We start from the raw sequence: 14194 nt of genomic DNA on the forward strand, positions 1-14194 counted from the left end.
TAACGCCCTTTTCATTCGTTTTAAATTGAATCCCATTCCCCTAGTATGCGTCGTATGACTACAACTTGTGCAGCATGATAACTGTTATGCATAACTAGCTCTAAAAATAACTCATTTTTGTCAGTTAATTTTTTATCCGCTAACTCTTCTGCTTTTAAAACCCCAGCTTTAAAATGAGCAACCTTTGTCTCCCATTCCATTTTCTCTGCAGGAAAACTCTCAATTGCCCATTCCTCTTCATTATCCTTAGGTGGAGGTGGGTTGTTTCCCTCTACTAATTCAAGAATAAAATCTTGCCAAAAACTCATGTGATGGAGGATCTGTCCGATGGTGTATGGCATGTTCTCCACTTTTTTACTTGCCTTCTCCCAACTTAAGTCATCAAAAACCTTTGTGGGATCTACATGTACAGACTCCCCATGTAATCCTTTGCTAAAAATGCTTTTTGACATTCTCTCTACTCTCCCATTATGTATTTTGTTAACTATTCTACTATGGTACGTTCGACAATCCTAAAGCTCTAATGGAGAAAGGAATACCACAGCCCAGAATTATATCTCAAAAAGAAGAAGTTCTTCGTTAGTCATTTAGGTACCGTATTATGATACGGTACCATCTTTATTCTACCGGAAGTTTTTCAGGATTCATTGTGATATAAACTTCTTGGATTTCATCTTCAACAACAAAAAAGCTAACAATACTTTGCATACCACCATTCATGAAGTTAACTAATGCAGGCTGCCCGTTCACATTTCGAATTTCATAGTAAAAATCATCAGGAACATTTTTACCAATACTAAATAAAAAAGGAATAACTCGTGCAGATGTAACCACTGGTTTAATAGCAACACGTACTTTCCCTCCGCCATCAGAGTATAACGTGACGTTTTCTGATACCAATTTAAGTAATGCTTCTCGATCATTATTTTGAAAAGCTCTAATAAAATGATTAACTATGGATCTATTTTTCTCGTAAGGTAAATTTTCTTCCTCAACATCTAATATCTTTTTCTTTGCTCTACTATAAATCTTCCTGCAAGCATCACTTTTCTTTCCAACGATCTCAGCAGCCTCACCATGTGAGAATTCAAATACATCTCTTAATAATAAAACCGCTCTCTCTTCAGGAGTTAAATGTTCCATCATGCGTAAATAGGCAATGGAAAGACCCTCTTTTTGCAATAGTCTATCAGCTGGATTTTCGTCGCCTGATTCAGTTAATAATAAAGGTTCCGGATTCCACGGCCCTATATATTGTTCTCGTTTAACCCGTGAGGATTTCAACACATCCAAACACCGATTCGTCATCATTTTACAGAGGTAAGCTTTCTTATTCTCTACTTTTCGTTCATCGACTTGATAAGCCTGTAGAAATGTATCCTGTACGACATCTTCTGTTTCCGCAATGGAACCGAGCATACGATAGCCTAATGAAAATAATAATGGCTGATACGAGCGAAACTCATCATTACTTATTTGCATTTCTATCACCTCAATTCATGCAAAATTTCTTGTGCGGCTCGTTTCCCACTCGTAATAGCTGCTTCAGATAGCATTGAATCTGGACTTGCCCAATCCCCAGCTACATATATAGGTCGAGAAAATAACATGGACTTGGTAAATTCACCCTTATCTTCTACTTTAGGTAGTCTTTGATTAACGGTCATAGCAGGAAGCAGACGACTTGTAATCTTGTATTCTTTCCACCCTGGTTGCATTCGTTCTAGAAATTGTTCTAGTTCTTCCTTTATCTTTCGGTGATCTAAGTCTTCATCTGGGTGTAAATATTTCAAAACATGAAGAACAATTCCTTTGTTATCCTCTGAAAGTCTTGCATAGCCCGAGTGTACCGAAAAATAGAGTGGATCATTTAGTCCCACTGCAAACTTCTTTTTCGGGTTAGGAAGTGTAGATAATGCAACATCCAATGTAGCAGCTTTAACCGGTTCGATTCTCTCTGCTAATTGAATAGATTCTTCGCCATCAGTGATAATTCCTTTCATGTCCTGAGGAGAGCCTGTAAAAATAACACGTTCCGCATTTATTGTCTCACCATTGGATAATTGTAATTCTGTGAGGTCTTCTTCCCGAGTAACGATTTGCTTTACATGAGACTTCTTCTGCACTTCAACCCCTGCCATTATTGCTTGATTGTGCAATTGATCAATCATGAATTGCCACCCTCCATCCAAATAAATCACACCACCATTTACTCTTTGTATGTGAGAAAGAATGATTTTAGCACTAACCTTTTCAGGAGCATGACAATACGTAGCGATTCGGGCCAAAATGTAAAGGAGTTGTTGAACATTTGAGGATCTTACGTTTTGTTGCACCCATAGTTGATAGGTTATGGTAGCTAACTCATTGATATCGATTTTATTTATACGAGCCAGTACACCAATCCACTCCATACGTTCTCTCCAATTTAAAAACCTAGTTGAGAAAAGACCTCCGGGAGTAAACGGGGCTTTATATTCTTGATCTTCTCCCACTAATACACCATTAAGTTTTGGAGACTGTCCTGAAATGTGAATGTCCAGCTCATCTAATATGGGTTTTGCCCTACCCTTTTTATAGAGCGCATGAGGACCGATATTAAAATATTGCCCTTTTAATACATCCGTACGAGCACGTCCGCCGAGTTTCTTCCCCTTTTCTAAAAGCAATATATTTAACGATGTTTTGCCTAAATAATTTGCAGCTACATACCCTGCTAAACCTCCTCCAACAATAACAACATCCCAGTAATTCTGTTCCACAAATATACCTCCTTCATAAATCTTTCATACTCAAGACGAATGAAGGAGGTCATGTGTGACAAAATAAAGTCACTTTTTTAATTTTTTCTAAAGGTTCTCCACGAATTTAAGATTGAAGTCGTAAATAGTATAAAACTTGTTATCATAAAGGTCCTGGCATAGTGAGGGATATTCTCTTCAACAACATGATCATTTACTTCAAAACCCAGCAAAAATACCTCTACTCCACCCCCATCTACATTAGAGTCGAGAGAATATAAATGAACTCCTTTTCTAAAGAGGAAAACAGCTACCAGTATCAACAGGAATGACACACTCCATCGAGTGATCTTATTCATATGCTTCACCCCCATATACCTCACACTTTAAACTCCATAAGATAACAGTCACGATATTCTCCTTCATGAAATTCATGTTGAGGTAATTCTTTAACCTTACTGAAATGACACTTTTCATAGCATTTAACCGCTCTAAAATTCCGCTTTTGAGGATCCATTACAATAACATCCGCATTATGATGTTCTATTAAATACGTTGTCATGGATTGAATCAGTCTACGTCCTATTCCTTGATTCCAACATTCTACTTCACCAATGAATTGATCTAAACCAAAGATTAGATCATTATTCTTGTATCCAAAATTCACTTTAGTTTCATTGTCTAATTTATAAAATTGAATATAACCGACCTCGTTTTGCTCGAACTCAACGATACATCTAATTACATTATCTGACCTACCAAGAAATTTTTTATAAACTTTTTCATAAGAAAAATGTTTATCTCTTCCTTCATAAAACTCTAATAAATTTGGATTAGACAACCATTTCACTAATAAGGGGATATCTACTTCCTGTATGGGGCGTACTAGTAATTTATTATTTTGTAGTATTTTCATTTCTTCCTCCCATCTACATGTCTTCTTTTATAATAAGACGATATTACTTGTAAAATTGTCACAAAAAACACTTACCCTTATAGGATAAGTGCCTTAATCAGTATATAAGTTACGATATTCATGCTCGAGCATACTCATGATTGTTGAATTATAGTATTGGTGATTGTAATAAACGACATCTCGTTTATTACCCTCGACTTGAAAACCTAATTTCTCATAAACATGAATGGCACGTTCATTAAATGAATATACCTCTAACTCAATTCGGTGTAAGTTTAAAATACCAAATCCATACTCAAGCATGAGTTTCATTGCTTCAGTACCGTAACCGCTGTTCGTATAGGAGCTAAAAATAGCAATCCCTAATTCTGCGCTTCTATTATATGGTGGTTGCATATCATTAAAACCAATATCCCCAATTACTTGATCATCTTTTTTAGTTACTATAGCAAAGCTGATGCGTCCTTTATCTTGGGAAAGACTTTGTAGAATACTCTCAATTTCGTTATGTGAAAATGCTCGATGCGTTCCGGTTAGCCTCATGTTTTCAGGGTCATTAAAAGAATGATATAACATCTCTGCATCCTTAACCTCCATTGGTCTAAGGTAGATGTTTTTTCCCTCTAAAACCTTTAATCGGTTGGACAACTATCATACACCTTCCATCATTAATACTTCGCTACCTACCATTATTTCAAATTTTTTCATATCATTCAAATTCCTATAGTAAGAAAAATTAAACAATTGCTTCCTCACCTATAACATGTCAGACTAGGAAGAAGGTTAATTGGACTGACAAGAATGACAAAAAGCGTAGGTGAGAACATGATTGAATTAAAAACTTCTACAATTAACGACGATGAGTTTGATAAAGGCGTATTCGCTAAGTGCGATATAGCAAAGGGGCAGCTTATTCACGAAGCACCTGTACTTCCTTACCCAAATGAAGAGCATGTGCACATTGAAAAAACACACCTGGCTGACTATGTGTTTGAGTACGGAGAAAACCACTCAGCATTTCTTTTAGGCTTTGGTATGATGTTTAACCATTCATACACGCCAAATGCAGATTACGAAATAAACTTTACAAACCACACTTTTGAATTTTATGCTCATAAGGATATTAAAGCCGGTGAAGAAATTCTTATTAACTATAATGGTGAGATCGAAAACGACTCCCCACTCTGGTTTAACGAAGAATAAGAAAAGCCTAATTTCTCTATTTTCATTAAGAGAAGTTAGGCTTTTTACTTATTCAATAATTTTAATCACATTTGCTACTTTATTATGACGATCTTCATCTACCCAAAGCTTTACTTCTTGCCCTTCTTTTAGGTCATCAATAGAATTCCCTTCTCCCTTGACCTTCGTATTTTCGTTAAAATGAATTTCCTGTACACTAAACTCTGACTCATGGTCTACATTTAATGGCTCTAAAGTGAATATACTCCCCTCAAGATCCGTTAGAACACCATGGTAATCTGACTTCATTAAAGACCAAACAACGAAAATCGTAGCAAACAAGCTTAATATGGTAATTAATACAATGAATAATGTTTTAACTTCAGAATTTATATACGAATTCATTCTCTCCACCTTTTCATTCTTCTGTTTCTTTCATTAACTTTGAAATTACAGCCTCCTTCCTACTGCTACTATGGGTTAACCCCTTTTTAATACTTTTGAAAATAACCTAAGGTAGCATATTCATTTAACTTCTTTTCTTCGCCGGTTCTTACATATCCGATCTTTTCATATAGGTGAACATTTCTCTTTTCCTCTAAAATAGTAGCTAACTTCCACATTTCCGCATCAGGTAACATATCTTCTAAAAGGGATAGAGATCTTTGCGCAATTCCCTGGCCTTGATACTCTGGTAAAATAAACATAGGGCTAATCCAGTAATGAGCAATTTCATCTTCTCTTGTCACACATATTGCTCCAGCCACAACATTGCCACTAATACAGATTTTATAAAAGTCGCCATTTGGATTCTTAATTCTTGTAAGGACACGGTCGATTGACTCGTTGGCTGGATTCGTTTTAATATCTTTATACTTCTCTAATAATGGTTGAAAAGCTTCTGCCTGAATGTCAAAAATCCTACTAGCATCAGCCTCTGTTGCTTTCTCTAGTCTTATGTCCATATACACGCCTCCATGAATGATTCATGATTCAATTCAAAATGCTCCTCTCTCAATCTAACCTTGTAATCTAAAGTGCCTGACCCCCACCACGTTAATACTTTAGTAGAGTGGGGGTCAGGTACCTTTTAAGGCACCTTTTAACGGATGTTGTAAGTTATATCTTCAACAACTTTTGAGAGCACCTTAGCCGTTTCTGGTAGTTTTTGCTTCAGTTCATCATTTTCTAACGGGACGTCATTATAAAAGTCAGCAAAATCATCACCTTCATAACGAGGAACTACATGCATGTGGTAATGAGTAAGCTCGTTAAAGGTTCCACCATTTTGGCAGACTGTAATGCCATCTGGTTGATAAGCTAGTTTGACTGCTCTTGATATTAACTTTGTCGCATCCATTACCGCTTTTGTTGTATCTTCATCCATCGTATCAAACTCAACGATATGAGCTTTCGGCAAGATTAATACGTGACCTTCGTTATAAGGATCATGGTCTAAAAAACAGCTAATATAATCATTTTCATAGATTTTATGTACGGGTAATTTGGACTGCGCTAATGAGCAGCCTAGGCATTGTTGTTCCATGTGGTCACCTCATTTCATTTGGAAAATATTATAGCATAGATAAAAAAGCATGTGATTGATTATCACATGCTTTTTCACGCTACTTCACTCTAATTCGAATGTCCCCATATATATAATTTGGATATGAGATGATATCAAATGTTAATGGATTCTTATAGTCTTTATCATCTAAGAAAAAGTAATAATCATTATTTGATGAATTTCTCACCCTAAAGTCGTATTGTTTTCCTGTAGCATCTTTAAATTGACTAGATAGAGAAAATGTATTTATACTTTCGTCTTCATCATTAGAATCAACTTTAAAATGGAGACTCATGTCTTCTTCTGGGAAGATTTCTTGCTTATGATTAACTTCAAAAAGAGTAATCTGATCATCTGGCGCTTTCGCTAGCTTCTCTTCCTTAAGGTCAACAACTACCTTTTGATTATTTTTATCCAAAGCACTAGCTTTTGTTAATACAAGATACAATTCTTCATTATTTTTGAAGTAATTCCCTGATAAGAAGACTTCTGTTTTCCCTTCACTAGTCTGAGTCCCTTTTTGCGTTGATACAACTTCTCCTTTTTCATTCTCAAGGTGCAGATCATTAAAGCTTAATAACTTCATCTCATTATCTTCATCAAATTGTAAATGCAACACTTCTCGAGTAGGATATGAGACTAATTTTTCAAAAAGAATAGCTTGCCCAGCAATAGATTGGGTTTGGTTAATCTCATATGTTTTACTTTCTTCGATCTTTGCCTGTTCAATAGGGAAAGATATAGAGAATGGCTCTTCCAATAATTTTCCCTTGTCCTGATGCTCTTTATAAAACTCTTCTATTTGAAAAGATAGGGTTAACCTATCAGTAAAATGTACTTCATCTCTCCATGAAAAATCTAAACTTCCAGATACCTCTTGGTCTTCGAAGGAAAGCCTACCGCCATATGAAGACCAAGAGGTATTGAGTACCTTTCCTTCTTCATTCTTAATACTCGTACGTCTTACAGCTATTTCACGATTGGATTGTTCAGTAGTTAATGTGTAAAACAAGATCAACCTACTTTTGTCCACTATTACATGATCTACGGTGAACGTTATTCCGTCTCTTGTAACACTCTTATCAATCACTTGTACGTATTCATTCTCAACAGCATCTTTTAACCCTTCATCATATTTAACACGTTCTACTATTCCATCCAATCCAGGAACCTTACCAGCTAGGTTGCTGAATCCAGGGATGAAGTTAACAGAGAGAATAAAAAGAATACAAGCAGCTACGGCAGATAAACCAGCGTTCTTAAATGCATCCCATCTCTTTCGGCGCTTTTTCCCTCTTTCCAATCCAGCTTGAATTTTATAGTCAATCTTCTTAGGAACATCTTCGTTTTTAAAGGTTTTCAAGCCCTCTTCTAACTCATTGGAAAAGTTGTCCTGATTCATGTTCATCAAAACCTCCTTTCTTCATATAGGCTTTCAGTTCTTTTAATGCCCTGTTGATATATGTTTTGACTGTTCCTTCAGGTATAGATAGGCTCTCGGCTATCTCTTGATTTTTCATGTCTTGTTGATATTTCAACACTATGACTGTCTGATACTTAGGCTTTAAAGATTGAATAGCATCTGATAGCAAAAACGATGTTGTGTGATCATCATCTGTTTTTGGAACATTTTCAATATAATCCTCATCTTGTTTAAAACGTTTATTTTTCTTGATCTCATTTAAACAATAATTAATGGTTATTCGAACTAACCACGCTTTAACAGCATATACCTTTTTAATCTTATGACAGTTTTTATAAGCTCTAAATGTCACTTCTTGTACAGCCTCAAGAGCTTTTTCTTCGTCCTTAAAATAGGTCAGTGCAGTATAATATACAGTATTTTTATAAAGGCCCATCATATATAAAAACGCTTCTTCATCACGTTTTTTCACCTTTTTAAATGTTTCCTGATCCACAGGGCTCTCCCCCCTTTTTCATTGACTCACTATAGTAAAGACAACCGACTATTGGTTTTCGTTTCAAGTATTTATATATTTTATAAAATTTTTCAATAAAAGCAATATAAAAGATCCCAGGTCTACAACTCCTGGGATCTTACCAAATGAATTTTACGTTTTGTTTAGTACATCCAATTTACAAATCCACATTCTCTTCAAAATACTTCCCCCAATGAGGCTGAGAGCCATCGATATCTGTGAAGTTATACACCTCAGACAATCCCCATGTACTTAATGCTTCACCATTAAATCGCTGAACATCCTCGTCCATGGCTAGGTGTTTCACCGCTTCCCCGATGTAATAAGGTGTCTCAGATGCAATAAAGTGCTCATCGACCTTCGTTGCTTCTTTCCAGTTTTCTTCGGTTACACCAAAGTGATCAAGCATTGCTTCAGAACGAAGGAACCCTGGTGTTAATGCGACTGTCGTAACCCCATGATCTTTGAGGTCTGCAGCCATCGCTTGTGCGATATGGATGTTTGAGATTTTAGCAAGGCTATAATATAAATTCCCACGATACTCATAATCTGTACCATCTGTGATCTCAATAACTAATCCACCTTCACGCTTCTTTATGAGAGGTACTCCATAATGCGATGTAATCAAATGAGCATGCACAGCTTGCTTTTGAATTTGAAGTCCGTTTGACAAATCATGCTCGCCAACTGTTTTGCCCCATTCAGTTAGTGGGTCCCCACCCCAAATATCATTAATTAAAATATGTAGTTTACCTTGCTCTTGTTTGATTTGTTCAAAAAGGGTTTGTACCTGATGTTCTTCTGTATGATCAACCTGAACCGGAATCCCCTTACCACCTGCTTCTGTAACCTTTTCAGCAGTGTCTTCAATCGTTTCTTTACGTTCCATAGGAGATAGCTTCTCTCTAGTCGTACGTCCTGTTACATAAACGGTGGCTCCTGCTTCCCCTAATTTTATAGCTATTGCACGTCCAGCTCCTCTAGTTGCTCCTGCTACGAGTGCTACTTTGTTCTGTAATGATTTCATGGAATCCAACCTTTCTGAAATTCTTCATCATAATTCTCCCTTACTATCGTATTTTTCACTAAACTGATACTTTATAAGTTAAAAAGGAGTTATGTCATATGAAGATGATTGATTTAAGTGTACCATTAAGTCCTAAGGTCAAAGAACCAACACCACCATCTATACAGTACAAGTCTCACGAGGATGGAGCTCATGAAGCTATAAAGCATTTGGGTATACAAAAAACAGATTTACATAACGGGAAAGCCTGGGCAACAGAAGAAGTAACAGCAAGCACCCATGCCGGAACACATATAGATGCACCTTATCACTACAGTGAAACTTCTGAAGGTAAGCCAGCTAGAACGATCGATCAATTACCCATTGAGTGGTTCTATGGAGATGGAGTACTTTTTGATTTTAGTGATCAATCAAAAGGATATGAAATTACATCTGAAGATTTTAAAAAACAATTAAGTGAAATGAATTACTCCTTAAAAAGGAATGATATTGTATTAATTCGAACAGATGCTGACAAGAAGTTATATGAAGACGGCTATGCTTTTTGTAATGCAGGTGTAACGGCTGAAGCGACACGTTGGTTAATCAATCAAGGAATAACAGTAATGGGCATAGATGCATGGGGATGGGATATACCGCTCGATGTACAAGTGATGAACTACAAAAAGGATCCTAAAAGTACTCGAATATGGGATGCACATCTAGTTGGAATTGAGCAGGAGTACTGTCAAATCGAGAAATTAGCTAACCTCGATCAAATTCCTAAACGTCACGGATTTAAAGTGAGTTGTTTTCCTGTGAAAATTGAAAATGCCAGCGGTGCATGGGCGCGTCCTGTTGCAATTATTGATTAAAATAAATTCGAATGGTTGCTTGTGAGCAACCATTCTTTAATGTTTATATTTAACTGAAACGCTTGCAATCTATAAACGATTATGGCAAAGTCATAAATGAACAAGGCGTTAGTCTACAAATCTATAATTTCGTGAAATGTAGGGGGACCAGTGTTGCTGGTTGAGACTGTATGCATGAACATACTGACCCTTCGAACCTGAACTGGTTGAGACCAGCGTAGGAAACATATTCAATCCATAAATGTATTGAGATATGCACCCTAGGTATGGTCCTGGGTGCATTTTTTATTGGCCTTTTCTCGGGATCATACTCAACCCTTTTGACCTCATTTCACATATGGATTAACGCAGAATTTTAATATTTGAGGAGGATTCAATATGAAAAAATGGGTTGTATTCATTATAGCTCTATTTGTTTTAGGAGCATGCTCGAGTGACGAACAGACGAATTCACAAAATGGAGATGCTTCTAAAGAATTAAAGGACATTACACTTGTATTAGATTGGACACCAAACACGAATCATACAGGTCTCTATGTAGCCCAAGAACAAGGTTATTTTGAAGAACAAGGACTAGATGTCGAGATTATTATGCCTAGCGAAACGGGATCAAATCAGCTTGTTGCATCTGGTAAGGCAGATTTCGGTATTAGTTATCAAGAATCTTTAACAAAAGCTCGTATTCAGGATATTCCTGTTGTATCGATCGCTGCTATTATTCAACATAATACATCTGGCTTTGCTTCACCCAAAAATCGAAATATCACATCCCCTAAAGACTTTGAAGGCAAAACTTACGGTGGCTGGGGAGATCCTGTTGAAAAAGAAATGATCTCTACTCTTATGAAAAAAGATGGTGGCGACATTAATAAAGTAGACATCATCAACATGGGGAATACCGATTTCTTTACAGCTACAGAGCGAGGAGATATTGATTTTGCTTGGGTTTATTACGGTTGGACAGGTGTTGAAGCGGAACTTCGTGGGAAAGATCTTAATATGATCTATTTAACGGATTATTCCAAGAAACTAGATTACTATACACCAATCTTGACTGCGAATGAGAAAAAGATAAAAGAAGACCCTGAAACGGTTAAAGCATTTGTAAAAGCTGTTTCACAAGGATATCAATACGCTATTGATCAACCTGAGAAAGCCGCAGATATCTTGATTGAAGCTGTACCTGACTTGGACCCTGAACTAGTGAAAGCAAGTCAGAAATGGCTATCTCCTAAGTACCAGGATGACGCCGATCAGTGGGGTGTGCAAAAGAAAAGCGTTTGGAAAAACTATGCGGACTGGATGCACGAAAATGACCTACTTGATCAGGAATTGAATGCTGAAGATGCCTTTACAAATGAATTCTTACCAAATAAGGAGTGATCAATTATGGCGAACGCTCTAGTAAGTATCCAAATCCTTCCCAAGACACCTAATGGAGACAATGTGATCCCTTATGTAGATGAGGCCATTTCTGTTATTGAGGAAGCTGGGATAAAGTATGAAGTCCACCCACTTGAAACCACAATGGAAGGAGAACTTCCTGAGCTTTTCTCTGTCATTGAGAAGATGAATGAAAAAATGGTTCAAATGGGCTGCAGTAATGTGATCTCCCAAGTAAAAGTTCTTTATAAACCAAGTGGAGCTTCAATGGATCAGTTAACGGAGAAGTACCGAGGATGAGAAACATTGTACAAAAAGGATGGCGACCGCTTCTGGTCATCATCCTTCTCTTTGTCATTTGGGAGGTAGCAACCCGTGTGTTTGAAATTCCAGCCTGGCTAATCCCTTCTCCATCTCAAGTAGTAGATGAAGGAATATCAGGTTGGTCTGTATATGAACATCACTTATACTCTACAATTCTATTAACTTTAATAGGATTTATAATTGGAACAAGCTTTGGAATTTTAGTGGCTATATGCTTGCATTTGATTCCAACGGTTCGAAATATGTTTTACCCACTCATTATTTTTTCTCAAAATATCCCGATCATTGTATTAGCTCCTCTACTTGTTATTTGGTTTGGTTTTGGGATGCTTCCAAAGTTAATTGTCATTACATTGGTCTGTTTCTTCCCTATAGCTGTTTCAACCCTAGATGGGTTAAGACAGACGAGCACGGAACTTATGCATTATATGAAGATGGCCGGGGCATCAAATGGACAAATCTTTTGGAAGTTAGAATGGCCGCATGCACTTCCTTCATTATTTTCCGGTCTGAAAATTTCAGCTACATACAGTGTTATGGGTGCTGTCATTTCTGAGTGGTTGGGTGCAAAAGAAGGCATTGGGGTTTATATGACACTAGCCTCCTCTTCATTCCGAACGGATCGTGTATTCGTTTCGATTTTTGTCATTATGGCATTAAGCTTAACGTTTTTCCTTTTGATCACTGCATTAGAGAAGTGGTTTATTCGTTGGAAATCGAAAGGGGTTGAGAATAGTGGCTGAGTTATCCTTAACAGGAATCGCTAAATCATTTGAAGATACACGTGTGCTTGAAGGCATTTCTTTTGATGTCCATGATGCTGAATTTGTTTCTATTTTAGGTCCTTCAGGTAGTGGTAAAAGTACAATTTTTAATTTGATTGGCGGACTCTACCAACCTGATGAAGGGGATATTAAGCTAGATGGGGAATCTATAGCTGGTAAAAGAGGATCCATTAGCTATATGCCTCAAAGCCCTTCCCTTTTTCCTTGGCGTACATTGCTTGATAACGTCATGCTAGGAAGTGAGATAGTGGGGCAGCAGGACCGTGAAGCATCTCTTCAAATGATTGAAAAGGCAGGCCTTGGAGGATATGAGAACGCTTATCCCCATCAATTATCTGGTGGCATGAAGCAACGTGCTGCTTTTATTAGAAGCTTGTTAAGCCCACAACCTTTAATCTGTCTAGACGAACCCTTCTCTGCCCTAGACGAATTCACAAGACTCGAAATGCAGAAGTGGCTCCTGTCTTTGTGGAGTGAATACAAACGGTCAGTTTTATTTGTGACGCATAATATTGAAGAGGCACTGTTTTTATCAGACCGTGTAATGGTTTTATCGGATCGACCAGCAAGGGTAAAGAAAGAGTTCAAAATACCTTTTGAGAGACCAAGAGATGAATCGTTACTTTTAACGGAAGAGTTTTTAGAATGGAAAAAAGCGATCTACAATGAATTAAGGATGATAACATGAAACACCGAATTATAGATGCTCATATTCATTTAGATATGTATGAAGTAGAAGATCAAGAAAAGATCCTACAAGATTTAAATCATGAAAACGTTGAAGCGCTTATCGCTGTTTCGAATCAAATTGAGTCTGCTAAAAGAAACTTGGAACTTGCTCGTCTTGATGAGCGTGTGAAACCAGCAATCGGCTGGCATCCTGAACAATTACTCCCATCAGAGGATGAGGTAGAAGAATTGTTGAAGATGTTAGAGGAGCATAAAGGTCAAATTGTTGCAGTTGGCGAAGTAGGATTGCCTTATTATATGAGGAAAGAGTATGGCTGGATAGAGATGCAACCTTACTTAGAGCTGTTAGAAACATTTGTGAAAAAAGCCGCCATTCTAGACAAACCGGTTGTATTGCATGCGATTTATGAGGATGCAGATTATGTGTGTGATTTGCTTGAGAAGCATGACGTGAAGAAGGCTCACTTTCACTGGTTTAAAGGGTCTAAACATACTCTGGATCGAATGATGAGAAATGGTTATTTGATTTCAGTTACACCTGATTGTTTGTATGAAGAAGAGATTCATCGATTGATTGAACAGTACCCTTTAAAACAATTAATGGTTGAAACAGATGGACCTTGGCCATTTGAAGACAAGTTCAAAGGATCCATTACACATCCATGGATGATTCACGAGTCTGTTAAGACAATTGCTGAATTGAAGCAAATGAATGTGGATGATGTTTATGGAATCTTGTTGGAAAATACAAAGAGGTTTTATGAGATTTAGGTAATTAGAAAGAA

Annotated in this window: 18 protein-coding genes and 1 riboswitch; of the genes, 7 read left to right on the forward strand and 11 right to left on the reverse strand. The window is 37.1% G+C overall.

Annotation, left to right across the window (positions count from 1 at the left end; genetic code table 11):
* Positions 1-20: 20 nt before the first annotated feature.
* From H514_RS0111095 to H514_RS0111120, 5 genes are all read right to left on the reverse strand, one after another.
* Positions 21-452: a DinB family protein gene (locus tag H514_RS0111095; RefSeq protein WP_027447039.1), complete on the reverse strand. Its 432-nt coding sequence runs from the start codon at positions 450-452 to the stop codon at positions 21-23.
* 166 nt (positions 453-618) lie between these two features.
* Positions 619-1482: an RNA polymerase sigma-70 factor gene (locus H514_RS0111100; protein WP_027447040.1), complete on the reverse strand. Its 864-nt coding sequence runs from the start codon at positions 1480-1482 to the stop codon at positions 619-621.
* A gap of 5 nt (positions 1483-1487) precedes the next feature.
* Entirely contained in the window at positions 1488-2762 is a 1275-nt protein-coding gene (locus H514_RS0111105; protein ID WP_027447041.1) for a phytoene desaturase family protein, read from the reverse strand.
* 358 nt (positions 2763-3120) lie between these two features.
* Positions 3121-3657: a GNAT family N-acetyltransferase gene (locus H514_RS0111115; protein WP_027447043.1), complete on the reverse strand. Its 537-nt coding sequence runs from the start codon at positions 3655-3657 to the stop codon at positions 3121-3123.
* Positions 3658-3750: 93 nt separating this feature from the next.
* Positions 3751-4305: a GNAT family N-acetyltransferase gene (locus H514_RS0111120; RefSeq protein ID WP_027447044.1), complete on the reverse strand. Its 555-nt coding sequence runs from the start codon at positions 4303-4305 to the stop codon at positions 3751-3753.
* A gap of 177 nt (positions 4306-4482) precedes the next feature.
* Between H514_RS0111120 and H514_RS0111125 the strand changes: the two genes are divergently transcribed.
* A complete protein-coding gene (locus tag H514_RS0111125) occupies positions 4483-4860 on the forward strand; it encodes an SET domain-containing protein (RefSeq protein WP_027447045.1) in 378 nt (125 codons plus the stop codon).
* A 48-nt stretch (positions 4861-4908) separates the two neighbouring features.
* On the opposite strand, the gene H514_RS0111130 is transcribed toward H514_RS0111125, so the two are convergent.
* The 6 genes from H514_RS0111130 to H514_RS0111155 all read right to left on the reverse strand — a co-directional run bounded on the left by H514_RS0111130 (position 4909) and on the right by H514_RS0111155 (position 9373).
* Positions 4909-5244: a hypothetical protein gene (locus H514_RS0111130; protein WP_027447046.1), complete on the reverse strand. Its 336-nt coding sequence runs from the start codon at positions 5242-5244 to the stop codon at positions 4909-4911.
* 86 nt (positions 5245-5330) lie between these two features.
* Positions 5331-5804 carry a GNAT family N-acetyltransferase gene (locus H514_RS0111135; protein ID WP_027447047.1) on the reverse strand — a complete coding sequence of 158 codons (474 nt, stop codon included), beginning with the start codon at positions 5802-5804 and terminating at the stop codon, positions 5331-5333.
* A 137-nt stretch (positions 5805-5941) separates the two neighbouring features.
* A complete protein-coding gene (locus H514_RS0111140; RefSeq protein WP_027447048.1) occupies positions 5942-6385 on the reverse strand; it encodes an HIT family protein in 444 nt (147 codons plus the stop codon).
* 79 nt (positions 6386-6464) lie between these two features.
* Positions 6465-7814 carry a DUF4179 domain-containing protein gene (locus H514_RS0111145; protein ID WP_027447049.1) on the reverse strand — a complete coding sequence of 450 codons (1350 nt, stop codon included), beginning with the start codon at positions 7812-7814 and terminating at the stop codon, positions 6465-6467.
* Positions 7783-8325 (reverse strand): RNA polymerase sigma factor, encoded by a 543-nt coding sequence (locus H514_RS0111150; RefSeq protein WP_027447050.1) that lies wholly within the window; start codon positions 8323-8325, stop codon positions 7783-7785. Before H514_RS0111150 ends, H514_RS0111145 begins: the two co-directional genes overlap by 32 nt.
* Positions 8326-8503: 178 nt before the next feature.
* Positions 8504-9373: an SDR family oxidoreductase gene (locus tag H514_RS0111155; RefSeq protein WP_027447051.1), complete on the reverse strand. Its 870-nt coding sequence runs from the start codon at positions 9371-9373 to the stop codon at positions 8504-8506.
* 98 nt (positions 9374-9471) lie between these two features.
* On the opposite strand from H514_RS0111155, the gene H514_RS0111160 reads away from it, so the two are divergent.
* From H514_RS0111160 to H514_RS0111185, 6 genes are all read left to right on the forward strand, one after another.
* Positions 9472-10227, forward strand: a complete 756-nt coding sequence (locus tag H514_RS0111160) for a cyclase family protein (protein WP_027447052.1) — start codon at positions 9472-9474, stop codon at positions 10225-10227.
* A 130-nt stretch (positions 10228-10357) separates the two neighbouring features.
* Positions 10358-10468, forward strand: a riboswitch (TPP riboswitch).
* A 137-nt stretch (positions 10469-10605) separates the two neighbouring features.
* The gene (locus tag H514_RS0111165; protein ID WP_027447053.1) at positions 10606-11610 is read left to right on the forward strand and encodes an ABC transporter substrate-binding protein; all 1005 of its coding nucleotides are present in this window, start codon (positions 10606-10608) and stop codon (positions 11608-11610) included.
* A gap of 6 nt (positions 11611-11616) precedes the next feature.
* The gene (locus tag H514_RS0111170) at positions 11617-11910 is read left to right on the forward strand and encodes a thiamine-binding protein (RefSeq protein WP_027447054.1); all 294 of its coding nucleotides are present in this window, start codon (positions 11617-11619) and stop codon (positions 11908-11910) included.
* Positions 11907-12677: an ABC transporter permease gene (locus H514_RS0111175; protein WP_027447055.1), complete on the forward strand. Its 771-nt coding sequence runs from the start codon at positions 11907-11909 to the stop codon at positions 12675-12677. The genes H514_RS0111170 and H514_RS0111175 overlap by 4 nt, the downstream gene beginning before the upstream one ends.
* Entirely contained in the window at positions 12670-13407 is a 738-nt protein-coding gene (locus tag H514_RS0111180) for an ABC transporter ATP-binding protein (RefSeq protein ID WP_027447056.1), read from the forward strand. The genes H514_RS0111175 and H514_RS0111180 overlap by 8 nt, the downstream gene beginning before the upstream one ends.
* A complete protein-coding gene (locus tag H514_RS0111185; protein ID WP_027447057.1) occupies positions 13404-14180 on the forward strand; it encodes a TatD family hydrolase in 777 nt (258 codons plus the stop codon). The genes H514_RS0111180 and H514_RS0111185 overlap by 4 nt, the downstream gene beginning before the upstream one ends.
* Positions 14181-14194: the final 14 nt, after the last annotated feature.

Origin of the sequence: Pontibacillus marinus BH030004 = DSM 16465 (assembly GCF_000425225.1) — a bacterium.
Classification (GTDB): Bacteria; Bacillota; Bacilli; order Bacillales; family BH030062; genus Pontibacillus; species Pontibacillus marinus.